General features: G+C 72.2%; 26 protein-coding genes and 1 pseudogene. 9 read left to right on the top strand and 18 right to left on the bottom strand.

What is annotated here, in order from left to right; genetic code table 11:
* Nucleotides 1–7 precede the first annotated feature (7 nt).
* Nucleotides 8–4,552 (bottom strand): glutamate synthase large subunit, encoded by a 4,545-nt coding sequence (gene gltB, locus BMZ82_RS07620; protein ID WP_093773057.1) that lies wholly within the window; start codon nucleotides 4,550–4,552, stop codon nucleotides 8–10.
* A 383-nt stretch (nucleotides 4,553–4,935) separates the two neighbouring features.
* Entirely contained in the window at nucleotides 4,936–5,667 is a 732-nt protein-coding gene (locus BMZ82_RS07625; RefSeq protein ID WP_093773059.1) for a VIT1/CCC1 transporter family protein, read from the bottom strand.
* A gap of 281 nt (nucleotides 5,668–5,948) precedes the next feature.
* On the opposite strand from BMZ82_RS07625, the gene BMZ82_RS07630 reads away from it, so the two are divergent.
* From BMZ82_RS07630 to BMZ82_RS07660, 7 genes are read left to right on the top strand one after another with little or no spacing between them, the layout of a single operon-like run.
* Nucleotides 5,949–7,001, top strand: coding sequence for an ADP-ribosylglycohydrolase family protein (locus tag BMZ82_RS07630; RefSeq protein ID WP_093773061.1), 1,053 nt, complete (start codon nucleotides 5,949–5,951; stop codon nucleotides 6,999–7,001).
* Nucleotides 6,998–8,356, top strand: a complete 1,359-nt coding sequence (locus BMZ82_RS07635) for an ADP-ribosylglycohydrolase family protein (RefSeq protein WP_371271170.1) — start codon at nucleotides 6,998–7,000, stop codon at nucleotides 8,354–8,356. Before BMZ82_RS07630 ends, BMZ82_RS07635 begins: the two co-directional genes overlap by 4 nt.
* Nucleotides 8,357–8,364: 8 nt before the next feature.
* Nucleotides 8,365–9,558 carry an ADP-ribosylglycohydrolase family protein gene (locus tag BMZ82_RS07640; protein ID WP_093773065.1) on the top strand — a complete coding sequence of 398 codons (1,194 nt, stop codon included), beginning with the start codon at nucleotides 8,365–8,367 and terminating at the stop codon, nucleotides 9,556–9,558.
* A complete protein-coding gene (locus BMZ82_RS07645) occupies nucleotides 9,546–10,943 on the top strand; it encodes an ADP-ribosylglycohydrolase family protein (RefSeq protein WP_093773067.1) in 1,398 nt (465 codons plus the stop codon). The genes BMZ82_RS07640 and BMZ82_RS07645 overlap by 13 nt, the downstream gene beginning before the upstream one ends.
* Nucleotides 10,940–11,833, top strand: a complete 894-nt coding sequence (gene rbsK, locus BMZ82_RS07650; protein ID WP_093773069.1) for a ribokinase — start codon at nucleotides 10,940–10,942, stop codon at nucleotides 11,831–11,833. The genes BMZ82_RS07645 and rbsK overlap by 4 nt, the downstream gene beginning before the upstream one ends.
* A complete protein-coding gene (locus BMZ82_RS07655; protein ID WP_093773071.1) occupies nucleotides 11,830–13,026 on the top strand; it encodes a CaiB/BaiF CoA transferase family protein in 1,197 nt (398 codons plus the stop codon). Before rbsK ends, BMZ82_RS07655 begins: the two co-directional genes overlap by 4 nt.
* Nucleotides 13,023–13,868, top strand: a complete 846-nt coding sequence (locus BMZ82_RS07660) for an HpcH/HpaI aldolase/citrate lyase family protein (protein ID WP_093773073.1) — start codon at nucleotides 13,023–13,025, stop codon at nucleotides 13,866–13,868. Before BMZ82_RS07655 ends, BMZ82_RS07660 begins: the two co-directional genes overlap by 4 nt.
* A gap of 367 nt (nucleotides 13,869–14,235) precedes the next feature.
* Here BMZ82_RS07660 and lgt read toward each other — a convergent pair.
* The 11 genes and pseudogenes from lgt to hisI form a co-directional block, all read right to left on the bottom strand.
* Nucleotides 14,236–15,045, bottom strand: a pseudogene (lgt, locus tag BMZ82_RS07665) (prolipoprotein diacylglyceryl transferase); the annotation flags it as partial.
* A gap of 94 nt (nucleotides 15,046–15,139) precedes the next feature.
* Nucleotides 15,140–15,919, bottom strand: coding sequence for a thioredoxin domain-containing protein (locus BMZ82_RS07670; protein WP_093773077.1), 780 nt, complete (start codon nucleotides 15,917–15,919; stop codon nucleotides 15,140–15,142).
* Between the two features lie 77 nt (nucleotides 15,920–15,996).
* A complete protein-coding gene (trpA, locus tag BMZ82_RS07675; RefSeq protein WP_093773079.1) occupies nucleotides 15,997–16,815 on the bottom strand; it encodes a tryptophan synthase subunit alpha in 819 nt (272 codons plus the stop codon).
* Nucleotides 16,812–18,095: a tryptophan synthase subunit beta gene (trpB, locus tag BMZ82_RS07680; RefSeq protein WP_093773081.1), complete on the bottom strand. Its 1,284-nt coding sequence runs from the start codon at nucleotides 18,093–18,095 to the stop codon at nucleotides 16,812–16,814. Before trpB ends, trpA begins: the two co-directional genes overlap by 4 nt.
* Nucleotides 18,096–18,229: 134 nt before the next feature.
* Nucleotides 18,230–18,406: a tryptophan biosynthesis modulator TrpM gene (gene trpM / locus BMZ82_RS40595; RefSeq protein WP_177244421.1), complete on the bottom strand. Its 177-nt coding sequence runs from the start codon at nucleotides 18,404–18,406 to the stop codon at nucleotides 18,230–18,232.
* 21 nt (nucleotides 18,407–18,427) lie between these two features.
* A complete protein-coding gene (gene trpC, locus BMZ82_RS07685) occupies nucleotides 18,428–19,237 on the bottom strand; it encodes an indole-3-glycerol phosphate synthase TrpC (protein WP_093773083.1) in 810 nt (269 codons plus the stop codon).
* Between the two features lie 123 nt (nucleotides 19,238–19,360).
* Nucleotides 19,361–19,795, bottom strand: coding sequence for a DUF2752 domain-containing protein (locus BMZ82_RS07690; RefSeq protein WP_093773085.1), 435 nt, complete (start codon nucleotides 19,793–19,795; stop codon nucleotides 19,361–19,363).
* A 102-nt stretch (nucleotides 19,796–19,897) separates the two neighbouring features.
* Complete coding sequence (locus tag BMZ82_RS07695) at nucleotides 19,898–20,152, bottom strand: HGxxPAAW family protein (protein ID WP_093773087.1); 255 nt, start codon at nucleotides 20,150–20,152, stop codon at nucleotides 19,898–19,900.
* 144 nt (nucleotides 20,153–20,296) lie between these two features.
* Nucleotides 20,297–20,947: a TIGR02234 family membrane protein gene (locus BMZ82_RS07700; RefSeq protein WP_093773089.1), complete on the bottom strand. Its 651-nt coding sequence runs from the start codon at nucleotides 20,945–20,947 to the stop codon at nucleotides 20,297–20,299.
* A 68-nt stretch (nucleotides 20,948–21,015) separates the two neighbouring features.
* Nucleotides 21,016–22,494: an anthranilate synthase component I gene (locus BMZ82_RS07705; protein ID WP_093773091.1), complete on the bottom strand. Its 1,479-nt coding sequence runs from the start codon at nucleotides 22,492–22,494 to the stop codon at nucleotides 21,016–21,018.
* Nucleotides 22,495–22,505: 11 nt separating this feature from the next.
* Nucleotides 22,506–22,901 carry a phosphoribosyl-AMP cyclohydrolase gene (gene hisI, locus BMZ82_RS07710; protein ID WP_093773093.1) on the bottom strand — a complete coding sequence of 132 codons (396 nt, stop codon included), beginning with the start codon at nucleotides 22,899–22,901 and terminating at the stop codon, nucleotides 22,506–22,508.
* Nucleotides 22,902–22,983: 82 nt separating this feature from the next.
* Here hisI and BMZ82_RS07715 point away from each other — a divergent pair, with 82 nt between their 5' ends.
* Together BMZ82_RS07715 and BMZ82_RS07720 are read left to right on the top strand one after the other, a co-directional pair.
* Nucleotides 22,984–23,619 carry a TIGR03085 family metal-binding protein gene (locus BMZ82_RS07715; protein WP_093773095.1) on the top strand — a complete coding sequence of 212 codons (636 nt, stop codon included), beginning with the start codon at nucleotides 22,984–22,986 and terminating at the stop codon, nucleotides 23,617–23,619.
* Nucleotides 23,620–23,631: 12 nt separating this feature from the next.
* Nucleotides 23,632–24,045, top strand: coding sequence for a VOC family protein (locus BMZ82_RS07720; RefSeq protein ID WP_093773097.1), 414 nt, complete (start codon nucleotides 23,632–23,634; stop codon nucleotides 24,043–24,045).
* Nucleotides 24,046–24,130: 85 nt separating this feature from the next.
* Here BMZ82_RS07720 and hisF read toward each other — a convergent pair whose 3' ends face one another.
* Genes hisF through BMZ82_RS40600 form a run of 5 tightly spaced genes read right to left on the bottom strand, consistent with a single transcriptional unit; the run spans nucleotide 24,131 to nucleotide 26,814 of the window.
* The gene (gene hisF, locus BMZ82_RS07725; RefSeq protein WP_093773099.1) at nucleotides 24,131–24,886 is read right to left on the bottom strand and encodes an imidazole glycerol phosphate synthase subunit HisF; all 756 of its coding nucleotides are present in this window, start codon (nucleotides 24,884–24,886) and stop codon (nucleotides 24,131–24,133) included.
* Nucleotides 24,883–25,278, bottom strand: coding sequence for a RidA family protein (locus BMZ82_RS07730; protein WP_093773101.1), 396 nt, complete (start codon nucleotides 25,276–25,278; stop codon nucleotides 24,883–24,885). The genes hisF and BMZ82_RS07730 overlap by 4 nt, the downstream gene beginning before the upstream one ends.
* On the bottom strand, nucleotides 25,275–26,000 hold the full coding sequence (priA, locus tag BMZ82_RS07735; RefSeq protein ID WP_093773103.1) for a bifunctional 1-(5-phosphoribosyl)-5-((5-phosphoribosylamino)methylideneamino)imidazole-4-carboxamide isomerase/phosphoribosylanthranilate isomerase PriA: 726 nt from the start codon (nucleotides 25,998–26,000) through the stop codon (nucleotides 25,275–25,277). The genes BMZ82_RS07730 and priA overlap by 4 nt, the downstream gene beginning before the upstream one ends.
* Complete coding sequence (gene hisH, locus BMZ82_RS07740; protein ID WP_093773105.1) at nucleotides 25,997–26,653, bottom strand: imidazole glycerol phosphate synthase subunit HisH; 657 nt, start codon at nucleotides 26,651–26,653, stop codon at nucleotides 25,997–25,999. The genes priA and hisH overlap by 4 nt, the downstream gene beginning before the upstream one ends.
* Nucleotides 26,650–26,814 carry a hypothetical protein gene (locus BMZ82_RS40600; RefSeq protein ID WP_177244423.1) on the bottom strand — a complete coding sequence of 55 codons (165 nt, stop codon included), beginning with the start codon at nucleotides 26,812–26,814 and terminating at the stop codon, nucleotides 26,650–26,652. The genes hisH and BMZ82_RS40600 overlap by 4 nt, the downstream gene beginning before the upstream one ends.

Genomic DNA, 26,814 nt, shown 5'->3' on the forward strand with positions numbered 1-26,814 from the left:
CAGAAAGTCAAGCCTGCTCGGCGGCGTCCTTGGCGGCGAGCACTGCCTTGTACGTGCGGGGGATGATCTTGCTGAAGCGCTCCACGGCGGCGTCCCAGTCGGCGAGCAGCTTCCCGGCGACCGTCGAGGCGGTCTCCTCGGCGTGCCGGCGCACCACGTCGTGCAGCCACTGCTTGTCGGTGTCGTCGAGCGCCTCGACGGCGTCCAGGTTGCCGGAGTTGACGTTGTCGCGGTTCAGGTCGATCACGTAGGCGACGCCGCCGGACATGCCGGCCGCGAAGTTACGGCCCGTCTCGCCGAGGACCACCGCGCGGCCACCGGTCATGTACTCGCAGCCGTGGTCGCCCACGCCCTCCGAGACGACCGTCGCACCCGAGTTGCGGACGCAGAACCGCTCACCGGTCCGCCCGCGCAGGAACAGCTCGCCGCCGGTCGCGCCGTAGGCGATGGTGTTGCCCGCGATGGTGGAGAACTCGGCGAGGTGGTCGGCGCCGCGGTCCGGGCGGACGACGACCCGGCCGCCGGAGAGGCCCTTGCCGACGTAGTCGTTGGCGTCGCCCTCCAGGCGCAGCGTGACACCGCGCGGCAGGAACGCGCCGAAGGACTGGCCCGCGGAGCCGGTGAAGGTGATGTCGATGGTGTCGTCGGGCAGGCCCGCACCGCCGAACTTCTTCGTCACCTCGTGGCCGAGCATGGTGCCGACCGTGCGGTTGATGTTGCGGATGGCGACCTGGGCGCGCACCGGCTGGGCGTCGGCCTGGGAGTCCGCGGCCAGGGCGTCGGCGGCGAGCTTGATCAGCTCGTTGTCGAGCGCCTTCTCCAGGCCGTGGTCCTGCTCGATGACCTGGTGCAGGGCCGCGCCCTCGGGCAGTTCGGGCACGTGGAAGAGGGGGGCCAGGTTGAGGCCCTGCGCCTTCCAGTGGTCGACGGCGCGCTCGACGTCGAGGACCTCGGCGTGGCCGACGGCCTCCTCGATCGAGCGGAAGCCCAGCTCGGCCAGCAGCTCGCGGACCTCTTCGGCGATGAACTTGAAGAAGTTCACGACGTACTCGGCCTTGCCGGCGAACCGGTCGCGCAGCACCGGGTTCTGGGTGGCGATGCCGACGGGGCAGGTGTCCAGGTGGCAGACGCGCATCATGACGCAGCCGGAGACGACGAGCGGCGCGGTCGCGAAACCGAACTCCTCGGCGCCCAGCAACGCGGCGATGACCACGTCGCGGCCGGTCTTGAGCTGGCCGTCGGTCTGCACGACGATGCGGTCGCGCAGGCCGTTGAGCAGCAGCGTCTGCTGGGTCTCGGCGAGACCGAGCTCCCAGGGGCCGCCCGCGTGCTTCAGGCTCGTGAGCGGGGACGCGCCGGTGCCGCCGTCGTGGCCGGAGATGAGCACGACGTCCGCGTGCGCCTTCGACACGCCCGCGGCGACCGTGCCGACGCCGACCTCCGAGACCAGCTTCACGTGGATCCGCGCCTGCGGGTTCGCGTTCTTCAGGTCGTGGATGAGCTGGGCGAGGTCCTCGATGGAGTAGATGTCGTGGTGCGGCGGCGGGGAGATGAGGCCCACGCCCGGGGTGGAGTGCCGGGTCTTGGCGACCCACGGGTACACCTTGTGGCCGGGCAGTTGGCCGCCCTCGCCGGGCTTGGCGCCCTGGGCCATCTTGATCTGGATGTCGTCCGCGTTGACCAGGTACTCGGACGTGACGCCGAAGCGGCCGGAGGCGACCTGCTTGATGGCGCTGCGCCGGGCCGGGTCGTACAGCCGGTCCGCGTCCTCGCCGCCCTCACCGGTGTTGGACTTGCCGCCCAACTGGTTCATGGCGATGGCGAGGGTCTCGTGCGCCTCCAGGGAGATGGAGCCGTACGACATGGCGCCGGTGGAGAAGCGCTTGACGATCTCGGAGACCGGCTCGACCTCGTCGATGGAGATCGACGCGCGGCCGGAGTCGAAGCCGAACAGGCCGCGCAGCGTCATGAGGCGCTCGGACTGCTCGTTCACGCGGTCCGTGTACTTCTTGAAGATGTCGTAGCGGGCCGTGCGCGTCGAGTGCTGGAGGCGGAAGACGGTCTCCGGGTCGAACAGGTGCGGCTCGCCCTCGCGGCGCCACTGGTACTCGCCGCCTATCTCCAGGGCGCGGTGCGCGGGCGCGATGCCGCTGGCCGGGTACGCCTTGGCGTGGCGGGCGGCGACCTCCTTGGCGATGACGTCGATGCCGACGCCGCCGATCTTGGTGGCGGTGCCGTTGAAGTACTTCTCGACGAAGGCGTCGTCGAGGCCGACGGCCTCGAAGACCTGGGCGCCGCGGTAGGAGGCGACCGTGGAGATGCCCATCTTGGACATGACCTTCAGGACGCCCTTGCCGAGCGCGTAGATCAGGTTGCGGATCGCCTGCTCGGGCTCCAGGCCGCTGATGAAGGTGCCCGCGCGCAGCAGGTCCTCCGCCGACTCCATCGCCAGGTACGGGTTGACGGCGGCGGCGCCGAAGCCGATCAGCAGGGCCACGTGGTGGACCTCGCGGACGTCGCCGGCCTCGACCAGCAGGCCCACCTCGGTGCGCTGCTTGGTGCGGATGAGGTGGTGGTGGACGGCCGCGGTGAGCAGCAGCGACGGGATCGGCGCGTGCTCGGCGTCGGAGTGCCGGTCGGACAGGACGATGAGCCGGGCGCCGTTGTCGATGGCGGCGTCGGTCTCGGCGCAGATCTCCTCGAGGCGCGCGGCGAGGGCCTCGCCGCCGCCGTGCACCCGGTAGAGACCGGAGAGCGTCGCGGCCTTGAAGCCGGGCATGTCGCCGTCGGCGTTGATGTGGATGAGCTTGGCCAGCTCGTCGTTGTCGATGACCGGGAACGGCAGGGTGACCGTCCGGCAGGACGAGGCGCTCGGCTCGAGCAGGTTGCCCTGCGGGCCGAGGGAGGAGCGCAGGGAGGTGACCAGCTCCTCGCGGATCGCGTCCAGCGGCGGGTTGGTGACCTGCGCGAACAGTTGGGTGAAGTAGTCGAAGAGCAGCCGGGGGCGCGCGGAGAGCGCGGCGATCGGCGAGTCGGTGCCCATCGAACCGATCGGCTCGGCGGCCGACTTGGCCATCGGCGCGAGCAGGACGCGCAGCTCTTCCTCGGTGTAGCCGAAGGTCTGCTGGCGGCGGGTGACCGAGGCGTGGGTGTGCACGATGTGCTCGCGCTCGGGCAGGTCGACGAGTTCGATCTCGCCGGCCTCGAGCCACTCGGCGTAGGGCTTCTCGGCGGCGAGGGCCGCCTTGATCTCGTCGTCCTCGATGATGCGGTGCTCGGCGGTGTCGACGAGGAACATCTTGCCGGGCTGCAGGCGGCCCTTGCGGACGACCTTCGCGGGGTCGATGTCCAGGACGCCGACCTCGGAGCCGAGGACGACGAGGCCGTCGTCGGTGACCCAGTAGCGGCCGGGGCGCAGGCCGTTGCGGTCGAGCACGGCGCCGACCTGGACGCCGTCGGTGAAGGTGACGCAGGCCGGGCCGTCCCAGGGCTCCATCATCGTGGAGTGGAACTCGTAGAAGGCGCGGCGGGCCGGGTCCATGGAGTCGTGGTTCTCCCACGCCTCCGGGATCATCATCAGCACGGAGTGCGGCAGCGAACGGCCGCCGAGGTGCAGCAGTTCGAGCACCTCGTCGAAGGACGCGGAGTCGGAGGCGTCCGGCGTGCACACCGGGAAGATCCGCTCGATGCCCTTCTCGCCGGAGCCGAACAGGTCGGAGACGAGCTGCGACTCGCGGGCGCGCATCCAGTTGCGGTTGCCCTTGACGGTGTTGATCTCACCGTTGTGGGCGACGAAGCGGTACGGGTGGGCGAGCGGCCACGACGGGAAGGTGTTCGTCGAGAAGCGCGAGTGGACGAGCGACACGGCCGAGGCGAAGCGGCGGTCGGACAGGTCCGGGAAGAAGGGTTCGAGCTGGCCGGTGGTCAGCATGCCCTTGTAGACGATCGTCCGCGCGGACAGCGACGGGAAGTAGACGCCGGCCTCGCGCTCGGCGCGCTTGCGCAGCACGAACGCCTTGCGGTCGAGGTCGATGCCGGTGCTGGCGTGGTCCGTCACGAAGATCTGGCGGAAGGCCGGCATCGTGGAGCGGGCGGTGGCGCCGAGCAGGCCGGGGGCGACCGGGACCTCGCGCCAGCCGAGGACGGTGAGGCCCTCGTCGGCGGCGATCGTCTCGATCTGTGAGACGGCGTCCCGCATGCCGTCCTCGGGGAGGAAGGCGATGCCGGCGGCGTAACCGCCGGCCTCGGGCAGCTCGAAACCGGTCACCTCGCGGAAGAAGGCGTCGGGGACCTGGGTGAGGATGCCCGCGCCGTCGCCGGAGTCCGGCTCGGAGCCGGTGGCGCCACGGTGTTCGAGGTTGCGCAGAACGGTGAGCGCCTGCTCGACCAGCGTGTGGCTCGCCTCACCGGTGAGGTTGGCCACGAAGCCGACGCCACAGGCGTCGTGCTCGTTGCGGGGGTCGTACATACCCTGCGCAGCAGGGCGAGCATCCATGAAAGACCAGTTCTGGCCATTCGCGGAATGCTGGGACGGCTGGCGCGGCGTACGCATCGGCTCTCCCGTCGTCGTCTCTAGTGGCAAATGCTTGCGTGCGAAGGGACGACGTTGGCCCTCTGCGTGACTGCAAAATTTCGTGCAGGTTACATGATGGAACGGTTCTCGGGAACCGGATGCTCCGTTCCAACATGCGGACGCCACGGCTGGCGACACAGGTGTCCCGCACGTGGCTGAAAGTATGTGGGGACCGGACGGAACGAGATCGATCAGATCGGTGTCCGGCGGTCCGGAAGGCGGGAAGAGCGGCGTCGTTCACCCCGCGAGTGCGCCGCAGGCTTCATTGCCCACAGCGCTTACGGCTCATGCCCACTGGTCGAGGATCCGAAACCAGTCGGAAACGGCTACCTATACGGCCCAACGCATAAGTAGCATCCGATCTATCCTACGGCCGTCCCGAACAAACCGCCCAGGGCGTACGTCACACCCGCCGCCGCGGCCCCCAGCGCGAGCTGCCGCAGCCCGCTGAACCACCATGTCCGCGCGGTCACCCGGGCCACCACCGCACCGCAGCCGAACAGCCCGCACAGCGCCAGCAGCACGGCCGGCCACAGCGAGGTGGCGCCCAGCAGATACGGCAGGACGGGCAGCAGCGCGCCCAGCGCGAACGCCCCGAAGCTCGACACGGCGGCGACCAGTGGCGAGGGCAGGTCCGACGGATCGATGCCCAGCTCCTCACGGGCGTGTATCTCCAGCGCCTGTTCGGGATCGCGCGAGAGCTGCTGCGCGACCTGCCGGGCCAGCGCGGGCTCGACCCCCCGCGACACGTACAGCGCGGCCAGCTCGGCCTCCTCGTCCTGCGGATGCCTGCGCAGCTCCCCGCGCTCGACATCGAGCTCGGCCTCGACGAGTTCGCGCTGCGAGGCGACGGAGGTGTACTCACCGGCGGCCATGGAGAAGGCCCCGGCGGCGAGACCGGCGAGCCCGGTGACGACGATGACCTGCGTCCCGACCGCCCCGCCGGCCACCCCGGTCATCAGGGCGAGGTTGGAGACCAGGCCGTCCATCGCCCCGAACACGGCGGGCCGCAGCCAGCCTCCGTTGACGTCCCGGTGCGTGTGGTTGTCACGGTGCGCCTCGTGCAGCGCGGCTTCGGTCTCGATGATGGCCATGCGGGTCCCCCCGGGGAGCTTCAGATAGCTGAGGCAAAGCTAAGTTTGGACTGATTCCACTTTTCGACAACCCTGAACATACGCCGGAGAATCCCCTCCCGCCAGAAAGGAAAGGCTGCGCTAACCTGCGGCTTTCCCTTAACCCGCTCATCCGATCGATGCTCTGCACAGATGTCGACCGGGTGACATGGAGAGGTTTGAGGCTGAGGTCAACCGCCGATGGTGGGACACATCCGCAAAGGGTTCCGCGCCGGTGCGGACCCCCGAAGGAGAGGCCGTGCATGGCATCGATCCGTGAACGGGCCCGCGGCGCCCTGCTCGGCCTCGCCGTGGGCGACGCGCTCGGCGCACCCGCCGAGAACATGAAGCCGTCCGAGATCCGCGCCCGCTGGGGCCGCATCACGGGCTACGTCAGCGAGACACCGGCCGGTACGGACGACACGGAGTACGCGATCTTCTCCGGCCTGCTCCTCGCCCGCCACGGCTCCGCGCTCACCCCGGCCCACGTGGAGGCGGCCTGGCACCAGTGGATCGCCGACCTCGACGAGGGCCCGTTCCGCGGCGCCGGTTTCAGCGAGCGCGGCACCCTGGAGAACCTCCGCCGGGGCCTGGCGGCGCCGATCTCGGCCCAGCACCGGCACGCCTGGAGCGACGGTCTGGCGATGCGCGCGGCCCCCTTCGGCGTCTTCGCCGCGGGCCGCCCGGCGGAAGCGGCCCGGCTGGTCGCCATCGACGGCGCGGTCAGCCACGACGGCGAGGGCATCTACGGCGGCCAGGCGGTCGCGGCGGGCGTGGCGGCGGCGATGGCGGGCGCGCCGGCGATCGCGGTGGTGGCCTCGGCGCTGGCGGTGATCCCCGAGGACTCCTGGACGGCACGCTCCCTGCGCCGGGCGGTGACGGTGGCCCACCGGGGCGAACGGGCGGTGCGCTCCGCCGTCGTCATCGGCGGCTACCCCTGGACCGACCTGGCCCCCGAAGCGGTCGCCCTCGCCTTCGGCGCCTACGCGGCGGCCGACGGCGACTTCCGCGAGGCCGTCCTCACCGCCGTGAACATGGGCCGCGACGCGGACACGACGGCGGCGGTGGCGGGCGCCCTGGCCGGCGCGACCCGGGGCGTCACTGCGATCCCACCGGAGTGGTCGTCCGCGATCGGCCCGGCCCGCGGCACCTGCCTCCCCTCGATGGCCGGCCACCACGTCCTGGACGTGGCCGAACTCCTGGTCCCCGAGGAGGGCGGCAAATGGGGCGAGGACATGGTCGCGGACGAACTGATCCCGACCTCGATGCGCCCGGCCCTGACGACGACCACCGAAAAGGCGGAGGCACGACGGTGAACCCCCCGAGCCCCTGGGCAGAGGACCCGACCGGAGCAGCAACGGCAACGGCAACCCTGAACGCAACCGACACCACCCCCCGCACCACCGACCACCCACCCGCAGCCGCAGCCGCCGACGGCGGGCGCCCCCCACAGGGGCCACCCGCACCCGACGACGAAAGCCGCACGGGTGGTGCCGGTGGGAACAAAACGGCCGAGGGCGAAGCCGAGGCCGCTGTCGGCAACGCCCCGCACCTACAGGGCACCCGAGTGGAAGGACTGCTGCTGGGCCTGGCCGCAGGCGACGCCGCCGGCTGGCCCGCAGCCCGCCACCGCGCCGCCCGCATGCCCGAGTGGACCCGCCGCCTCACCCGAGAACTCGACACCTTCGCCGAACACAACGCCACCACCACCCTCCCCGTCCCCATCGCCCTCAACCAACCCCCCCAACCCCTCCGCCTCGGCCCCTCCGACGACGCCGAGTGGGCGGCCTTCGCCGCCGAGGCGGTGCTGCGGGCCGGCGACGACAGCGCCCTCGGCGACCTCAGCAGGGCCCGCCGGATGCGCGCCGCGATCGACCTCACCTGGAACGCGATCGCCAGCGAGGTCGCGGCGGCAGCCGACCGCGCCCCCGAGGTCGAGTCCGCCGTCCTCCCCCTCCGTGCCCGCATCTCCGTCCGCGCCGGCCTCGGCAACCTCGCCGCCGGTCTGCGGCCCCCCGCCACCGGCCACGACAACCCCCACTACTTCGACGACGCGGCCTGCGTACGCGCCTGCGTCCTCGCCGTCGCCCACCCCGGCGACCCCCGACTCGCCGCCGACCTCGCCGAGTTCGACGCCCGCTACTCCCAGGACGGCGACGGCGTGCACGGCGCCCGCGCGATGGCGGCGGCCGTCTCGCTGGCCCTGGTCGGCGCGGACCCCGAGACCTGCGTGGCGGCGGCGCTCGCCGAACTCCCCGAGCACACGGAGATCGGCCGCAACGCCCGCCACGCGCTCGAGCTGGCCCACGACGCCGACAGCGCCTTCGCGCTCGTTCCCCTCCTGGAACACCAGATCGTCGACCACGTCTACAGCTACGGCATCGCGGCGGCGGAGACGGTCCCGGTGGCCCTGGCCCTGGTGACGGCGTCCGGCGGCCGGATCGCCGAAGCGGTACCGGCGGCGGCCTGCCTCTCCCGGGTCGCGGACTCGGCCCCGGCCCTCGCGGGCGCGCTGACGGGCGCGTTGGGCGGCGGCGCGGCGATCCCCGCCGCGTGGCGCGACAGTTGCCGCACCCTCTCCGGCTGCGTACTCCCCCGTCTCACCGGCACCGACCTGGTGGAACTCGCCGAACTCCTGGAAGCCACACAACCGGCCCCACCAGGAGGATGATTCGGGCCATGACGCCCGAAGCACGAAAAAGCAGCACAGCACAGGAAAGAAACCAGCAAACCCTAGAAGAACGCATCACCGGCGCCCTCGTGGGAGCTGCCGTGGGCGACGCCCTCGGCGGCCCCGTCGAGGGCTACTCCCCCGACCGGATCCTCGAACGCCACGGCGGCCGGGTGCACGGCATCGTCGGCCCCTGGAACGGCGACGACTGGCGCACCGCCCGCCCCATCGCCCCGTACCACAAGGGCGACGGCCACATCACCGACGACACCTTGATGACGCACGCGCTGATCAGGGTCTACGCCACGGTCCGCGACCACCTGGACGCATACGCGATCACCGACCACCTGGTCCCGGACCTGATGACGACCCCCCGCTGGATCCCGGAGCTGGAGGCCGAGGCCCTCCCCCTGCAGCGGATCTTCCTGGCGGAGAAATGGCTGGTGACGAGACTCCACTACGGCCATGCCGACCCGCGCGAGGCCGGCGTCGGCAACATCGTCAACTGCGGTGCGGCGATGTACATGGCCCCGGTGGGCCTGGTCAACGCGGCCGACCCGGCGGGCGCGTACGCCGAGGCGCTGGACATCGCGGGCGCCCACCAGTCGTCGTACGGCCGGGAGGCGGCCGGGGTCTTCGCGGCGGCGGTCGCGGCGGCCTGCGCGCCGGAGGCGACCCCGGAGTCGGTGGTGGCGACCTGTCTGTCCCTGGCGAAGGACGGCACGCGCGAGGCGATCGAGAAGGTCTGCGAAGAGGCCGTCCGGCACACCGACTTCGAGTCCGCGCTGACCCCGCTGCGGGAGGCGGTGACGCCGTACGACACGGTGGGCCCCGACTACCGTCGGCCGTCCCTGGCCGCCCGCCGCCCCTCGCGCCTGCACGCGATCGAGGAACTCCCGGTCGCGCTGGGCATGTTGCTGGTGGCGGGCGGCGACTACCGGCAGGCGGTCCTGGGCTCCGTCAACTACGGCCGTGACTGCGACTCGATCGCGACGATGGCGGGCGCGGTGGCCGGCGCCCTGGGCTCGCCGGTCCCGGACGACTGGTCGAAGCGGGTCGCCGAGGCCAGCCGCCTCGATCTCTGGCAGCCGGCGACGGCACTCGCCGAGGTCACCCGGGAGATCTTCGACCGCGACGTGCGCCGCCGCCGTACCCACGAGCGGGCGTTCGCCGCCCTCGGAGGCCCGCGATGCTCCGACTGACCTGGGTCCAGCCGGAGGACCTCCTCGGCCACGAACTGCGCCAGGCCGCGCAGGACGGCCGGGAGCCGTGGGCGATCGCCGCCCGCTGGAAGGCGGCGGGCGGCTGCGAGGCCCCGCCCATGGCAGGCGCCTCCCCCGGGCCCGCCTCCCGCTACCTGCGTCTGCTCGCGGACGACCTCCTGGACGAACTGGCGGACCTGCCCAGCGCGTTGGCGGACGACGAGCCGACGGACCTGGACCGGATCAGGTCCCGCTGCCCCCACTGGCCGACCCCACCGACCGGCACCGACGCCCCCGCCCCCGCCCCCGCCCAGGAGACCTCCCCGGCCCGTCTGGAAGCGGCCTGGCTGGGCCGGGCCGTCGGCTGCCTCCTCGGCAAGCCCGTCGAGAAACTTGCCCTGGACGCCATCCGCGCCCTCGCCCAAGCCGCCGGAAACTGGCCCCTGACCGACTACTTCACCGCCCGAGGCGTCCCCGAGGCGCTCCTCGCGGCCCACCCCTGGAACCGCCGCTCGGCCACCACCTCCCTCGCCGAGAACATCGACGGCATGCCCGAGGACGACGACCTCAACTACCCCCTCCTCAACCTCCTCCTGCTCCAGCGTCACGGCAGGAACTTCACCACCTCGGACGTCGCCCGGCTCTGGCTGGACGAACTCCCGGCGGGCCGCACCTTCACCGCCGAACGCGTCGCCCTGCGCAACCTCCTCACCGGCCTCGAACCCCCGCACACCGCCCGCCACCGCAACCCCTTCCGCGAGTGGATCGGCGCCCTCATCCGCGCCGACGTCCACGGCTGGACCCACCCCGGCGACCCGGCGGCGGCGGCCGAACAGGCCCACCGCGACGCCACCCTCACCCACACCGCCAACGGCGTCTACGCGGCGATGTTCACGGCGGCCACCATCGCCGCGGCCACGACCGGCACCCACGACGTCCACGCCTGCCTGCGCATCGGTCTGACCGTGATCCCACCCCGCTCACGCCTCTCGAAGGCCGTCACCCACGCGGTCCAACTGGCCCTGGAACACGCCGACTTCGACACGGTCGTGGACGAACTCCACGCCATCCACCGGGCTTACCACTGGGTCCACGCGATCCCCAACACCGCCCTGATCGCCGCCGCCCTCACCCACGCCGACGGCGACTTCACCGGCTCCGTCTGCCGTGCCGTGTCCGGCGGCTGGGACACCGACTCCAACGGCGCCACGGCGGGCAGCGTCGCCGGCCTCCTCGCCGGCGACCCGGCCGCCCTCCCCGACCGCTGGACGGCCCCCCTCAAGAACCGCCTGGCCACCTCCGTCGCCGACCTGAACGGCGTCGGCTTCGACACCCTCGCCCACCTGACCTGGTCCCTCACCCACCGGGAGGCTTCCCGCCCATGACCGACATCGTCGTGCTCGGCAGCACGAACATGGACCTCGTCGCCTACGTAGAGAAACCCCCGCAGCGCGGGGAGACCGTGACGGGACGGGAGTTCCGTACGATCCCCGGCGGCAAGGGCGCCAACCAGGCGACCGCCGCCGCCCACGCGGGCGCCACCGTCTCGCTGATCGGCGCGGTCGGCAACGACGCCTTCGGCTCCCACCTGCGCTCCACCCTCGAACACTCCGGCGTGAACACCGACCACCTGCGCACCGTCGAGTTCCCCTCCGGCACCGCGCACATCGTCGTCGACGACGAGGGCGGCAACGCGATCGTCGTCGTCCCCGGCGCGAACGGCACCGTCGACCACCTCGTCCCCGGCGACGAAGTCCTCATCGGCTCCGCCGACGTCCTCCTGCTCCAGCTCGAAGTCCCCCTGGCGGCGGTCGTCGCCGGCGCCCGGGCGGCCCGCGCCCACGGCGTCCGGACGATCCTCACCCCGGCCCCCGCCCAGCCCCTCCCGCCCGAACTCCTCGCCGCTGTCGACCTGTTGGTGCCCAACGAGCACGAGGCCACCGCCCTCACCGGCCGCACCGACCCGCGCGAGGCGGCCACCGCCCTGCTGGCGAGCGTCCCGCAGGTGATCGTCACGCTGGGCGCGGCCGGCAGCCTCTACGCGGCCCGCGGCGCCGAACCCGTCATCGTCCCCGCCCCGCAGGTCACCGCCGTCGACTCGACCGGCGCGGGCGACACCTTCGTCGGCGCTCTCGCCGTGGCCCTCGGCGAGGACCGCCCGGTACCCGAGGCCCTGGCCTGGGCCGCCGCGGCAGCCGCCCTCTCGGTGCAGCGGCCGGGCGCTTCCGCGTCGATGCCGTACCGCTCCGAGATCGACAAGCAGCACGCCTCATGACCGAGCGGACCAGCCCCCTGCACGGCGTGCGGGTCCTCGACCTGGCCACCCTCTTCGCCGGTCCGCTCGCCGCGACCATGCTCGGCGACTTCGGCGCGGAGGTCGTCAAGGTCGAGCACCCCGCCCAGCCCGACCCGTCCCGGGGCCACGGCCCGTCCAAGGACGGCGTGGGCCTGTGGTGGAAGCTCCTCGGCCGCAACAAGCGCACCATCACCCTGAACCTCTCCAAGCCCGGCGGGCGCGCCACCCTCCTGCGTCTCGCCGCCACCGCCGACGTGATCATCGAGAACTTCCGGCCCGGCACCCTGGAGAAATGGGATCTCGGCTGGGAGGACCTGTCGGCGGCCAACCCGCGCCTGGTCCTCGCCCGGGTCACCGCGTTCGGCCAGTTCGGCCCCTACGCGCACCGCCCCGGCTTCGGCACCCTCGCCGAGGCGATGAGCGGTTTCGCCGCGATCACCGGCGAACCGGACGCCTCCCCGACCCTCCCGCCCTTCGGCCTCGCCGACTCCATCGCGGGCCTGGCCACCGCCTACGCCGTCATGACCGCGCTCGCCGCCCGCGACCGCACCGGCGAGGGCCAGGTCGTCGACATGGCGATCATCGAGCCCATCCTCACCGTCCTCGGCCCCCAGCCCCTCTGGTACGACCAGCTCGGCTACGTCCAGGCCCGTACCGGCAACCGGTCCGCCAACAACGCCCCGCGCAACACCTACCGCACCGCCGACGGCACCTGGGTCGCCGTCTCGACCTCCGCGCAGTCGGTCGCGGAGCGCGTGCTGCGCCTGGTCGGCCGCCCCGACCTGATCGACGAGCCCTGGTTCGCGACGGGCGCCGACCGGGCCGCCCACGCCGACGTCCTCGACGCGGCGGTCGGCACCTGGATCGCCGCCCGCACCCGCGCCGACGTGCTGGCCGCCTTCGAGAAGGCGGAGGCGGCGATCGCCCCCGTCCAGGACGTCCGGGACGTGATGACCGACCCCCAGTACCAGGCCCTCGACACGATCACCGCGGTCGACGACCCGGAACTGGGCCGGATCCGCATGCAGAACGTCCTCTTCCGGCTCTCCTCGACCCCCGGCGCGATCCGCTGGAGCGGCCGCCCGCACGGCGCCGACACCGACACGGTCCTGACGGAACTCGGTCTGACCCCGGCCGAGCTGACGTCCCTCCGCGAAGAGGGCGCCCTATGACGACACCGGCGACGACACCCCCGCTGACCTGGCTGTACGCCCCCGGCGACCGCCCGCAGACCGTCACCAAGGCGCTCGCCTGCGGCGCCGACGTCGTCATCATCGACCTGGAGGACGCGGTCGCCCCGGACCGCAAGGAGTACGCCCGCACGGCCACCGCCGAACGCCTCTGCGAACCCCAGCCGGTGCCCGTCCACGTCCGGGTGAACGCCCTGGACAGCCCCTTCGCCGCGGCGGACCTGCGCGCCATGGCCGCCCTCCCCGGCGTCTGCGGCCTGCGCCTGCCGAAGGTGACGTCCCCGCACCAGATCACCCGGGTCGCCGAGACCGTGCCCCCGACCGACCGTGGAGCCACCCCCCTCCACGCCCTCCTGGAAACCGCCCTCGGCATCGAGCACGCCTACGCCATCGCCTGCGCCCACCCCTCCCTGCGCGGCATCGCCCTCGGCGAGGCGGACCTGCGCGCCGACCTGGGCCTGCGCGACGACGCGGGCCTCGACTGGTCCCGCTCCCGGGTCGTCGTCGCCGCCCGGGCCGCGGGCCTCGCGCCGCCGCCGCAGTCGGTGCACCCCGACATCCGCGACCTGGCGGGCCTGGCCACCACCTGCGCCCACGGCCGCACCCTCGGCTTCCTGGGCCGCGCCGCCATCCACCCCCGCCAGCTCCCGATCATCGAACGGGCCTACCTGCCCACCGAACAGGAACTGGAAGAGGCCGAGACGATCGTCAAGGCCGCGGCGAGGGACCAGGGCGCCCAGGCCCTCCCGGACGGCCGCTTCATCGACGCGGCGGTGGTGGCGACAGCCCAACGCACCCTGTCCCTGGCACCCCGCAGGGCCTGACTCCCCCACACGACGGAGGGCGCCCGGCAAACCCGGGCGCCCTCCGTCGTCGTACAGCCGACCGTCAGCTCTTCTTACCCGCCGACTCAGCCTCACCCTTGACCTCGGCCTTGACTTCGGTCTCGGCTTCGTCGCCGGCGTCGCCCTTGGCGTCCGAGGCCTTCGCCTCACCCGCGGACTCGTCCTTGGCCGCGTCCTTCTTCTCGTCCTTGGACTCGACATCCTTGGACTCGACATCCTTGGACTCGGCGTCCTTGGACTCGGCGTCCTTGGACTCGACATCCTTGGACTCGTCCTTCGACTTGCCCTCACCGTCGGCCTCGGCACCGGCCTCGGCCGCACCGCCGGAGGCATCCTCGGGGACGACCGGCTCCACGATCTCCTCACGCCCCGGCCGCTTGATCGCCGAGATCACGATGTACGTCACCGCGAGCACGAACACGATCAGCGCGGTCCAGACGTTCAGACGCAGGCCCAGGATGTGGTGGGCGTCGTCGACGCGCATGTTCTCGATCCACGCGCGGCCCGCGCAGTACGCGGCGACGTACAGCGCGAACGCCCGGCCGTGACCCAGCTTGAAGCGGCGGTCGGCCCACATGACGAGGAGCGCGACGCCGATGCACCACAGCGACTCGTACAGGAACGTCGGGTGGTAGTAGCCGGGCACCCGGCCGTCCACCGAGGACGTGATGTGCAGGGCCCAGGGGACGTCGGTCTCCCTGCCGTACAGCTCCTGGTTGAACCAGTTGCCCCAGCGGCCGATGGCCTGGGCGAGGGCGATGCCCGGCGCGATGGCGTCGGCGTACGCGGGCAGGGCGATGCCCCGGCGGCGACAGCCGATCCACGCGCCCACCGCGCCGAGCGCGATCGCGCCCCAGATGCCGAGGCCGCCCTGCCAGACCTTGAAGGCGTCCACCCAGTCACGGCCCTCGCTGAAGTACAGCTCGTAGTCCGTGATCACGTGGTAGAGCCGACCGCCGACCAGCCCGAAGGGCACCGCCCAGACGGCGATGTCGGCGACCGTGCCGGCCCGCCCGCCCCGGGCGACCCAGCGCCGGTTGCCGAGCCAGACCCCGACGAAGACGCCGATGATGATGCAGAACGCGTAGCCGCGCAGCGGAACGGGGCCGAGATACAGCACTCCGTGCGACGGGCTGGGGATGTAGGCAAGTTCCATAGCAGGTTCGACGCTACCCTGCCGGACCGGGCGGACGGCGGGCAGCCCGGCTACGGCTCCATAACGGGAAGGTGTGAAAGGGAATCACCCTTTGTCACCCTTTGTCGGCCTCCTCGATCATCTGCTTAAGCTTCGCCGGGGTCATCGACTGGTCCGCGTAGATGTTCTTGCCGTTGAACAGCACGGTCGGGGTGCCGCCGAAGTGGCCGTTCTGGAAGGCCTGGTTGGACTTCTCGACCCAGCCGTTGTGCGTGCCCTCCTCCACGCAGATGCGGAACATGGAGGTGACCAGGCCGTCGACCTTGCCCGCCAGCTCCATGAGTTTGGCGCTCTTGGCGTACGCGTCGTCCGTCTCCACCGGCTGGTTCTCGTACAGCACGTCGTGGTAGGCGCGGAACAGTCCGGCGTCCTGGGCGCAGGCCGCCGCGTTCGCCGCGTTGCGGGAGCCGGTGCCGCCCATGTTGCCGTCGATGAGGGTGGCCAGGTGGTATTCGACCTTGAGCTTTCCGGCGTCCGTCAGCTCCTGGATCGTGGGGCGGTACGCCGACTCGAAGGCCTTGCAGGCCGGGCAGCGGAAGTCCTCCCACACGGTGAGCGTGGACTTGGCGCTCTCCTTGCCGACGGGGATGGCCAGCGTGTCCTTGCCGTTCGCCCCGAAAGGCGGCACGACCGGGCCCGCCTTGTCACTGCTGCCGTCGTCCTTGCCGGAGTTCGCGGCGACGACGCCGATCACCGCCGCCAGGCCCAGGACGCAGACGACGCTCGACACCACGATCAGCTTCCGGCGCCGCCGCTCGGCGGCCTTCTGCTTGTCGCGCTCCGCCGCCAGCCGCTCCCGGGCGGTGCGCTTTCCGTCACGATTCTTGTCGCTCACACCCCCAGAACGAACCGGGGAGGCGCATTGCGCCTCCCCGGTCCCAGGTCCACCCGTTCGAGTGAGCGGCCCTCCCGTCACGCCTGTCGGCGCACGCCCTTCGCCAGGTCGGCCGCGAGCGCGCGCACGGCCTCGACGCCGGCCGCGTCGTCCGGCGCGTCCAGCATCCGCTTGACGAAGGCCGAGCCGACGATCACGCCGTCGGCGAAGCCGGCCACCTCGGCGGCCTGCGTGGCGTCGGAGACGCCGAGGCCGACGCAGACGGGCAGGCCGGTGCCGGTGGCCCGGGTCCGCTCGACCAGGTCCTGCGCCTGCGCGCCGACCGACGCACGGGTGCCGGTGACCCCCATCAGCGAGGCGGCGTAGACGAAGCCGCTGCCCGCCTCGGTGATCTGGGCGAGCCGCGCGTCCTTGCTGCTCGGCGCCACGACGAAGACCGTCGCCAGACCGTGCTTGTCGGCGTGCTCACGCCACAGCGCCGACTCCTGCACCGGCAGGTCGGGCAGGATGCAGCCCGCCCCGCCCGCCTCGGCCAGTTCGGCGGTGAAGCGCTCGACGCCGTAGCGGTCGATCGGGTTCCAGTACGTCATGACGAGGATCGGCTTCCCGGTGGCCTCGTAGGCCTCGCGGACCGTGCGCATGACGTCCGCGATGCGCACCCCGCCGCGCAGGGCGATGTCGTCGGCGGTCTGGATGACCGGGCCGTCGAGGACCGGGTCGCTGTGCGGCAGACCGACCTCGACCACGTCCGCGCCGCCGTCCAGGACGGCCTTGATCGCCTCGATGCCGCCGGCCACGGTCGGGAACCCGGCCGGGAGGTAGGCGATGAGCGCGGAGCGGTCCTCGGCCTTGGCGGCGGCGAGGGTGTCGGCCAGCAGCCGGATGTTCCCGCTCACTTCGCGTCCCCCTCGATCTCGGCGGTGTCGGCCGCGTTGGCGGCGACCTCGGCGTCGGTGTCGTACAGCCCGAAGTAGCGGGCGGCGGTGTCCATGTCCTTGTCGCCGCGGCCGGACAGGTTGACGATGATCAGCCCGTCCTTGCCGAGTTCCTTGCCGACCTCCAGGGCGCCGGCCAGCGCGTGCGCGCTCTCGATGGCCGGGATGATGCCCTCGCTGCGCGACAGCAGGCGCAGCGCCTGCATGGCCGCGTCGTCGGTGACCGCGCGGTACTCGGCGCGGCCGGTGTCCTTGAGATAGGAGTGCTCGGGGCCGATGCCCGGGTAGTCCAGTCCCGCCGAGATGGAGTACGGCTCGGTGATCTGGCCCTCGTCGTCCTGGAGGACGTAGGAGCGGGAGCCGTGCAGGATGCCGGGCTCGCCCGCGGTCAGGGTCGCCGCGTGTTCGCCGGTCTCGACGCCGTGCCCGGCCGGCTCGCAGCCGATCAGGCGCACGTCGGCGTCCGGGATGAAGGCGTGGAAGAGGCCGATGGCGTTGGAGCCGCCGCCGACGCAGGCGACGGCCGCGTCGGGCAGCCGCCCGGCGCGCTCCAGGATCTGGCGCCGGGCCTCGACGCCGATGACGCGGTGGAAGTCGCGGACCATCGCCGGGAAGGGGTGCGGTCCGGCGACCGTGCCGAAGAGGTAGTGGGTGCGGTCGACGTTGGCGACCCAGTCGCGGAAGGCCTCGTTGATGGCGTCCTTCAGCGTGCGGCTGCCGGACTTCACGGCCACGACCTCGGCGCCCAGCATGCGCATCCGGGCCACGTTCAGGGCCTGGCGCTGGGTGTCGATCTCGCCCATGTAGATCGTGCACTCGAGCCCGAAGAGGGCGCAGGCGGTGGCCGTGGCCACGCCGTGCTGGCCGGCGCCGGTCTCGGCGATCACGCGCGTCTTGCCCATGCGCTTGGTGAGCAGCGCTTGGCCGAGCACGTTGTTGATCTTGTGGGAGCCGGTGTGGTTGAGGTCCTCGCGCTTGAGGAAGACGCGTGCGCCGCCGGCGTGTTCGGCGAACCGGGGCACCTCGGTGAGGGAGCTGGGGCGGCCGGTGTAGTGGACGAGCAGGTCGTCCAGTTCGCGGGCGAACTCGGGGTCGTGCTTGGCCTTGTCGTACTCGACGGCCACCTCGTCCACGGCGGCGACGAGGGCCTCCGGGATGAACTTGCCGCCGAACGCGCCGAAGTAGCCCTCGGCGGTGGGGACTTGACCCTCGGGGTCGGGGATGAAGAACTCGCTGGGCATGCGGAAACCTCACGGTGAGTTGTGGAAAAACACTAATCGCCGTGGGGGCAGGGCTTGTCGGACGACCTCAGGCCGTACGTGGCCGGTCGCGCCCGCGCGGCTAGTAGCCGCGCGTCAGAAAGAGCCCCGCGCCCCTAGAAGAAGGGGCGTTGCCATCGCTGTCCGTTGACCTGGCCCGGCTCGTCTCCGATGACGTACCGAACCCTGCGGCCGTGCACCCGGCGGGCGGGCGCGCGGCAGCCACGGGGGCGGCAGCCGCGCGCGAGGCGGGCGTACCGGTCCGTGATCGGCGCAGGGGTCGTCGGAGTCATCGGGGTCAGCCTAGCGGCCGGTCAGCCGCGGCCGTGGCGCAGGGCCGGGTGTTCGCCGGCCGCGACCAGGTCGGCGACCGCCGTCTTGGGGTCGCGGCCCGTCACCAGGGACTCGCCGACCAGGACGGCGTCGGCGCCGGCGTTGGCGTACGCGATGAGGTCGTGCGGGCCTCGGACGCCGGACTCGGCGATCTTGACGATGTCGGCCGGGATCTCGGGGGCGACGCGCTCGAAGGTGCCGCGGTCGACCTCGAGGGTCTTCAGGTTGCGCGCGTTGACGCCGATCACCCTGGCGCCCGCGGCCACGGCGCGCTCGACCTCGTCCTCGTCGTGGACCTCGACCAGCGGGGTGAGGCCGATGGAAACGGCCCGCTCGATGAGGGACTCCAGGGCCGACTGCTCGAGGGCCGCCACGATCAGCAGCGCGAGGTCGGCGCCGTACGCGCGGGCCTCCCACAGTTGGTACGAGGTGACGATGAAGTCCTTGCGCAGTACGGGGATGTCGACCCGCGCGCGGACCGCTTCGAGGTCGGCCAGGGAGCCGCCGAAGCGGCGCTGTTCGGTGAGGACGGAGATGACGGCCGCGCCGCCCGCCTCGTAGTCGGCGGCCAGGCCGGCCGGGTCGGCGATGGCGGCCAGCGCGCCCTTGGACGGGCTGGAGCGCTTGACCTCGCAGATGACCTTGACGCCGTCACCGCGCAGGGCGGCCACGCCGTCCTTGGCCGCGGGAGTCTTCGCCGCGCGCTCCTTGAGCTCCTCGAGGCTGACGCGCGCCTGCCGCTCCGCGAGGTCGGCACGGACTCCGTCGATGATCTCGTCGAGCACACTCACGCGAGCGGCCCCCTTCCGGCAACCGGTGGAAAAACGATGGTCACTCCGATGGTATCCGCAGGAAGGCGATGGCCTCACATCCAGTCGGCGGCGGTCCCACCACCTGGACGTTTCGCCGGTTGATCAAGGATGCAGCCAGCCGCCGAACGGCAGGTTCCGGACGACCGTGAAGACCAGCAGCGACGCGCCCAGCGCCCAGAGCTGGACCGAGGTGAGGTCGACGCGCACGGGACGGCCGCGGGCCGCGCGGACCACCCAGACGGTCCACAGCACCGCGAATGCCAGATAGGCGGCGACGGCCGGAGCGTTGTCCTGGAGGGCGGTCCGGAAGTCGCCGTGCACGAACGCGTGCGCGCTGCGCAGGCCGCCGCAGCCGGGGCAGTACAGGCCCGTGTAGCGCAGCAGCGGGCAGGCGGGGTAGTGGCCGGGCTCGTTGGGGTCGACGGCCCCGACGTAGGCGAAGGCGCCGACGACGGCCGCGAGGATCCCGGCGGGCACGGCGAGTCGTCCCAGGGTCGTTGACGTCGCGCTCCGGCTGTCGGCGTTCACGCCTCGCATTGTGCCCCGGCGGGGTGGCACGCGCGCGTGAAGGGGCGGCCGGTCGTGCACCGGCCGCCCCTCTTCACGCACGCGCGCGTGCGTGAACGCCTCGCAGTGGGCTCAGCCCTCGACGGGGGCCGCCTCGCGGGTCGCCGGCGCGGTCTTGTGCACCGGGCGGGCGTCCTTCGGCATGCCCAGGCCCGCCGCGCTCATCGCGGCGCCGACCACACCGGAGAGGAGCACGATCGCCATGCCGGCCCAGAACCCGAGCGGCTCGTCCATCACCATGAACACGCCCGCGACGATGAACCCGATGGTGCAGATGGTGACGCCGGTCCAGGCGGCCGGGGTGTGTCCGTGGCTGCTGCCCGCCATGACTTGCTCCTCATTGCTGTCTCTGTGTCCGTCCGAGCCGGACGCTCGTCGCCCATTGTCCCGTACGCACGCGCGTACCGGACGCGGGGGTGGTATCCGTTCGCGTCTGATTCACCACATCGGGAACCGCGGGCCGCGAGGCGGTCAGGCCGGGTCCGTGCCCGTCGGGTCCTCGCCGCGGTCCAGGGCCTTCCACATGTCCTCGGGCCGGTCGGGGTCGACGGGCTTGGGGGCGCGCCGGGGTCGCGGGGTGCCGTCGCGTTCGTAGCGGCCGGACATGGCGGGCCACTGGCGGCCGTAGCGCAGGGCGAGGAGGCCGGCCAGGAGGATCAGGGCGCCGCCCGCCGCCGCCGCGTAGGGCCATGCGGTGTGGGTGAAGGAGGCCACGGTGGCCGAGGTGTCGCCGGAGGCCTTCGCGGCCTGTTCGTCGAGCGCGCTGCCGTCGGTGGCGCCGAGCAGGGCGGCGGCGATGATCCCGGCGCCGGAGAGCGTGAGCAGGGCGGAGACCGCGAAGCGGCCGGCCCGGCGGACGGCGAAGACGGCGACGAGCGCGGCGAGGCCCACTATGGCGAGCGCCGCGGGCAGGCCCGTGACGTCGCTGCCCCTGGCGGTCAGGGGGAAGTCGCCGCCGGCCACCGTCGCCGTGCCCGCCGACCAGCGCTGCCGGGTGGCCAGCAGGGCCACGGCCGCGCCCAGCGCGCCGCACAGCAGGGCGAGGGCGAGGCTCCGGCGGCCGGACCGGGCGGCGGTGTCGGATGCGGATCGGGGGTGCGGAACAGCAGTCACGTACCCCACTATCGCCTGAACCCCGGGCGAACCGTCACCCGGGGTTCATATGACCCTCGTCCTACGGCCCGGGCCTGTTACGTGCCGAGCCGGTTGGCCGTGTGGACGGCGCGCAGGACCGCCGCCGCCTTGTTGCGGCACTCCTGGTCCTCGGCGACCGGGTCGGAGTCGGCGACGATGCCGGCGCCTGCCTGGACGTAGGCCGTGCCGTCGCGCAGCAGGGCGGTGCGGATGGCGATGGCGGTGTCGGAGTCGCCCGCGAAGTCCAGGTAGCCCACGCAGCCGCCGTACAGGCCGCGTCGGGACGGTTCCAGTTCGTCGATGATCTGCATGGCGCGGGGCTTGGGGGCGCCGGAGAGGGTGCCGGCGGGGAAGCAGGCGGTGAGGACGTCGAAGGCGGTGCGGCCGGCGGCGACCTTGCCGGTGACCGTCGAGACGATGTGCATGACGTGCGAGTACCGCTCGACGGACATGAAGTCGACGACCTCGACCGAGCCCGGTTCGCAGACCCGGCCCAGGTCGTTGCGGCCCAGGTCGACCAGCATGAGGTGCTCGGCGCGCTCCTTGGGGTCGGCGAGCAGTTCGTCGGCGAGGGCCTGGTCCTCCTGCGGGGTGGCCCCGCGGTGCCGGGTGCCGGCGATGGGGTGGACCATCGCGTGGCCGTCCTCGACCTTGACGAGCGCCTCGGGGGACGAGCCGACGACGTCGAAGCCGTCGAGGCGGAACAGGTACATGTACGGCGACGGGTTGGTCGCCCTGAGGACCCGGTAGACGTCCAGCGCGCTGGCCGTGCACGGTGTTTCGAAGCGCTGGGAGGGGACGACCTGGAAGGCCTCGCCCGCGCGGATGCGCTCCTTGATGTCCTCGACGGCCGTCCGGAAGTCGGGGCCGCCCCACAGGGCGGTGTACTCGGGCAGCTCGGAGGGCGGCAGGACGGCCGGGGGCTGGGCGACCGCGCGCGTGAGGTCGGCCTCCATGGCGTCGAGGCGGGCGATCGCGTCCGTGTACGCCTCGTCGACGCCGGTCTCGAGGTCGTTGTGGTTGATCGCGTTGGCGATCAGCAGGACGGAGCCCTCCCAGTGGTCCATGACGGCGAGGTCGCTGGTCAGGAGCATGGTCAGCTCGGGCAGGCGCAGGTCGTCCCGCTCGCCGGGGCCGATCTTCTCCAGGCGGCGCACGATGTCGTAGCCGAGGTAGCCGACCATGCCGCCGGTGAAGGGCGGCATGCCCTCCTGGTGGGGGGTGTGCAGGGTCTCGATGGTGGCGCGCAGGGCGGCGAGCGGGTCGCCGTCCGTGGGGACGCCGACGGGCGGGGTGCCGAGCCAGTGGGTTTGGCCGTCGAGCGCGGTGAGGGTGGCGGCGGAGCGGACGCCGACGAAGGAGTACCGGGACCAGGAGCGGCCGTTCTCCGCGGACTCCAGCAGGAAGGTGCCGGTGCGCTCGGCCGCGAGTTTGCGGTAGAGCGCGACCGGGGTGTCGCCGTCGGCGAGGAGCTTGCGGGTGACCGGGATGACACGGCGGTCGCCGGCCAGCTTGCGGAACGTCTCGAGGTCCATGGCGGCTGACCTTACTGATCTACGGCGGCGGTGTCGGAACCGGTGTCGTCCTTCAGCAGGACGTCGGCGTCGAAGCAGGTGCGCGCGCCGGTGTGGCAGGCGGCGCCGACCTGGTCGACCTTGACGAGGACGGTGTCGGCGTCGCAGTCCAGGGCGACGGACTTGACCCACTGGAAGTGGCCGGAGGTGTCGCCCTTGACCCAGTACTCCCGGCGGCTGCGCGACCAGTAGGTGCAGCGGCCGGTGGTGAGCGTGCGGTGCAGCGCCTCGTCGTCCATCCAGCCGAGCATGAGCACCTCACCGGTGTCGTACTGCTGGGCGATGGCGGGGACGAGGCCGTCGGCGGCGCGCTTGAGGCGCGCGGCGATCTCGGGGTCGAGGCTGCTGGGCGGGGGCGTGCTGGTCATGGTGCCATTCTGCCGCGCGGCACTGACAGTGACGGCACGGTGTCCACTGTGCGGACCCGCGGCACGGCCGTAGGCTGACTGCATGTCGACTTTCGCCAAGCGTGAACGGCTTCTGCTCGCCGATCTATTGGAGACCGCGGGTCCCGATGCGCCGACCCTCTGCGAGGGCTGGCAGACCCGGGATCTGGCCGCGCACGTGGTGGTGCGCGAGCGCCGCCCGGACGCCGCGGGCGGTCTGCTGGTCCCGCAGCTCGCGGCCCGGCTGGACAAGGTGATGGAGGAGTTCGCGGCCAAGCCGTACGAGGAGCTGATCCAGCTCATCCGGACCGGCCCGCCGCGCTTCTCGCCCTTCCAGCTCAAGCAGGTCGACGAGGCGTCGAACACGATCGAGTTCTACGTCCACACCGAGGACGTCCGGCGCGCCGGGCCGGAGTGGACGCCGCGCGAGCTCGACCCGGTCTTCCAGGACGCCCTGTGGTCCCGGCTGGAGCGCGCCGCCCGGCTGATGGGCCGCTCCACGCCGACGGGCCTGGTGCTGCGCCGCGCGGACGGCCGTACGGCGGTCGCCAACCGGGGCACTCCGGTGGTGACGGCGACCGGGGAGCCGTCGGAGCTGCTGCTGTTCCTGTACGGCCGGCAGAGCGCCGCCAAGGTGGAGCTGGAGGGCGAGAAGGACGCGATCGCCACCCTGTACGGCGGCAAGCAGCTCGGCCTCTGAGAGGAACCGTTCATGATCAAGGTCGCGATGACCAGCGTGTACGTCGACGACGTCGCGAAGGCGCACGCCTTCTACACGGACGTCCTGGGCTTCGAGACGCGCCTGCACATGGATCTCGGCGGCGGCTCGCTGCTGGTCACCGTGGGCGCGCCGGAAGGGGCCCAGCCGGATCTCCAGTTGCTGTTGGAGCCCGGCCAGGGTCCCATCGCGGAGCCGTACCGGGCGGCGCTGCGCGAGGCGGGTCTGCCGTGCATCGTGTTCTCCGTCGACGACATCGCCGCGGAGTACGAGCGCCTGCGGTCCCTGGGGGTGCGTTTCACCCACAAGCCGCAGGAACAGGGCCCGGTCATCGCCGCCGTCCTGGACGACACCGTGGGCAACCTGATCCAACTGGCTCAGCCGAAGGAACGAGACGGCACGGACTGAGGCGGCAAGGACTGCGGCGGCCATGAGTAAGCCCCGGCCACCAGGTGGTCGGGGCTTACCGCACCTCACCTCACGCCCATAGGCGTCAGCGCACGGGGTGTCCCGCTTCGCGCAGGGCGGTCTTGACCTCGCCGATGCGCAGGTCGCCGAAGTGGAACACCGATGCGGCCAGGACCGCGTTCGCGCCCGCTTCGACGGCCGGGGGGAAGTCGGTGAGGGTGCCCGCGCCGCCGGAGGCGATCAGGGGGATCGACACGTGCTTGCGGACGGCGGTGATCATCTCCAGGTCGTAGCCGTCCTTGGTGCCGTCGGCGTCCATCGAGTTGAGCAGGATCTCGCCCGCGCCCAGCTCGGCCGCCCGGTGCGCCCACTCGATGGCGTCGATGCCGGTGCCCTTGCGGCCGCCGTGGGTCGTCACCTCGAAGGAGCCGGACGCGGTGCGCCTGGCGTCCACCGAGAGGACCAGTACCTGGCTGCCGAAGCGCTCCGCGATCTCCTTGATCAGCTCGGGGCGGGCGATCGCGGCCGTGTTCACGCCCACCTTGTCCGCGCCGGCCCGCAGCAGCTTGTCGACGTCCTCGGGGGTGCGTACGCCGCCGCCGACGGTGAGCGGGATGAACACCTGCTCGGCGGTGCGGCGCACCACGTCGTAGGTCGTCTCGCGGTTGCCGGAGGAGGCGGTGATGTCCAGGAACGTCAGCTCGTCGGCGCCCTCGGCGTCGTACACCTTGGCCATCTCGACGGGGTCGCCCGCGTCGCGCAGGTTCTGGAAGTTGACGCCCTTGACGACGCGGCCGTTGTCGACGTCCAGGCAGGGGATGACGCGGATCGCAAGGGTCATGACGGCACTCCTCGGAACGCCTCGACCTCGACCTCGACGACCAGGCTGGGGTCCACGAGGCCGGCGACGATGATCATGGATGCGGCGGGCCGGACGGCGTCGAACAGCTCCTTGTGGGCGCGTCCGACGTCGTCCACGTCCCGCGCGTGGGTGACGTACATGCGCGTCCGCACGACGTCGCCCGGGCCGAGACCCAGTTGCTCCAGCGCCGCGAACGCGACGTTGAAGGCGTTGACCGTCTGCTCGTAGGGGCCGCCGCCGGCGATCTGGCCGTCCACGATCGACGTGCAGCCGGCGACCAGCACCAGTCCGTTGGGCAGTTCCACCGCGCGGGAGTAGCCGAAGGCGTCCTCCCAGGGCGCGCCGGTCGTGACGCGTCGCACCTCGCTCACCGGGCCACCGCCTCCAGGGCCTCTTCCAGGGTGAACGCCTTCGCGTAGAGGGCCTTGCCGACGATGGAGCCCTCGACGCCGAGGGGGACCAGCTCGGCGATGGCCCGCAGGTCGGCCAGGGACGACACTCCGCCCGACGCCACGACCGGCCGGTCCGTCACCGCGCACACGTTCTTCAGGAGCTCCAGGTTCGGGCCCTGGAGCGTGCCGTCCTTGGCGATGTCGGTGACGACGTACCGCGCGCAGCCCTCCTGGTCGAGGCGGGCCAGCGTCTCGTAGAGGTCGCCGCCGTCGCGGGTCCAGCCACGGCCGCGCAGCGTCGTGCCGCGTACGTCGAGGCCGACGGCGATCTTGTCGCCGTGCTCGGCGATGACCTTGGCGACCCACTCGGGCGTCTCCAGGGCGGCCGTGCCCAGGTTCACCCGGGTGCAGCCGGTGGCGAGGGCGGCGGCGAGGGTGTCGTCGTCGCGGATGCCGCCGGACAGCTCCACCTTGATGTCCATGGCCTTCGCGACCTCGGCGATCAGGGCGCGGTTGTCGCCGGTGCCGAACGCGGCGTCCAGGTCGACCAGGTGCAGCCACTCGGCGCCCGAGCGCTGCCAGGCGAGGGCGGCGTCGAGGGGCGAACCGTAAGAAGTCTCCGTGCCCGACTCGCCGTGCACGAGACGGACGGCCTGGCCGTCGCGGACGTCGACGGCGGGGAGGAGTTCGAGCTTGCTCACAGGGTTCCGATCCAGTTGGTGAGGAGCTGGGCGCCGGCGTCGCCGGACTTCTCGGGGTGGAACTGCGTGGCCCACAGGGCGCCGTTCTCCACGGCGGCCACGAAGGGCTTGCCGTGCGTCGACCAGGTGACCAGAGGCGCCCTGATGGCCGCGTTCGTGGTCTCCAGGGTCCACTCCTGGACGGCGTAGGAGTGCACGAAGTAGAAGCGCGCGTCCGCGTCCAGGCCGGCGAACAGCTCCGAGCCGGCCGGGGCGTCGACGGTGTTCCAGCCCATGTGGGGCACGATCTCGGCCTGGAGCGGCTCGACCGCGCCGGGCCATTCGTCCAGGCCCTCGGTCTGCACACCGTGCTCGATGCCGCGCGCGAAGAGGATCTGCATGCCGACGCAGATGCCCAGCACGGGCCGCCCGCCGGACAGCCGGCGGCCGACGATCCAGTCGCCGCGCGCCTCGCGCAGGCCCTTCATGCAGGCGGCGAACGCGCCGACGCCCGGCACCAGCAGCCCGTCGGCGTTCATGGCCGTGTCGAAGTCACGCGTGATCTCCACGTCGGCCCCCGCGCGCGCGAGGGCGCGCTCGGCGGAGCGGACGTTGCCGAAGCCGTAGTCGAAGACGACCACCTTCTTCGCGCCGGTCGTCCCGGTGGCGGTCAATTCCACACCTCCAGCCGCATCACGCCCGCGACGAGACACATCGTGGCGCCGATCGAGAGCAGCACGATCAGGCTCTTCGGCATCTGCTGTTTGACGAACGAGTAGATGCCGCCGGCCAGGAAGAGGCCGACGACGATCAGAAGGGTCGAGAGTCCCGTCAT

The sequence above is a fragment of the Streptomyces sp. yr375 genome (assembly GCF_900110755.1).
In the GTDB taxonomy this organism is placed as follows: domain Bacteria; phylum Actinomycetota; class Actinomycetes; order Streptomycetales; family Streptomycetaceae; genus Streptomyces.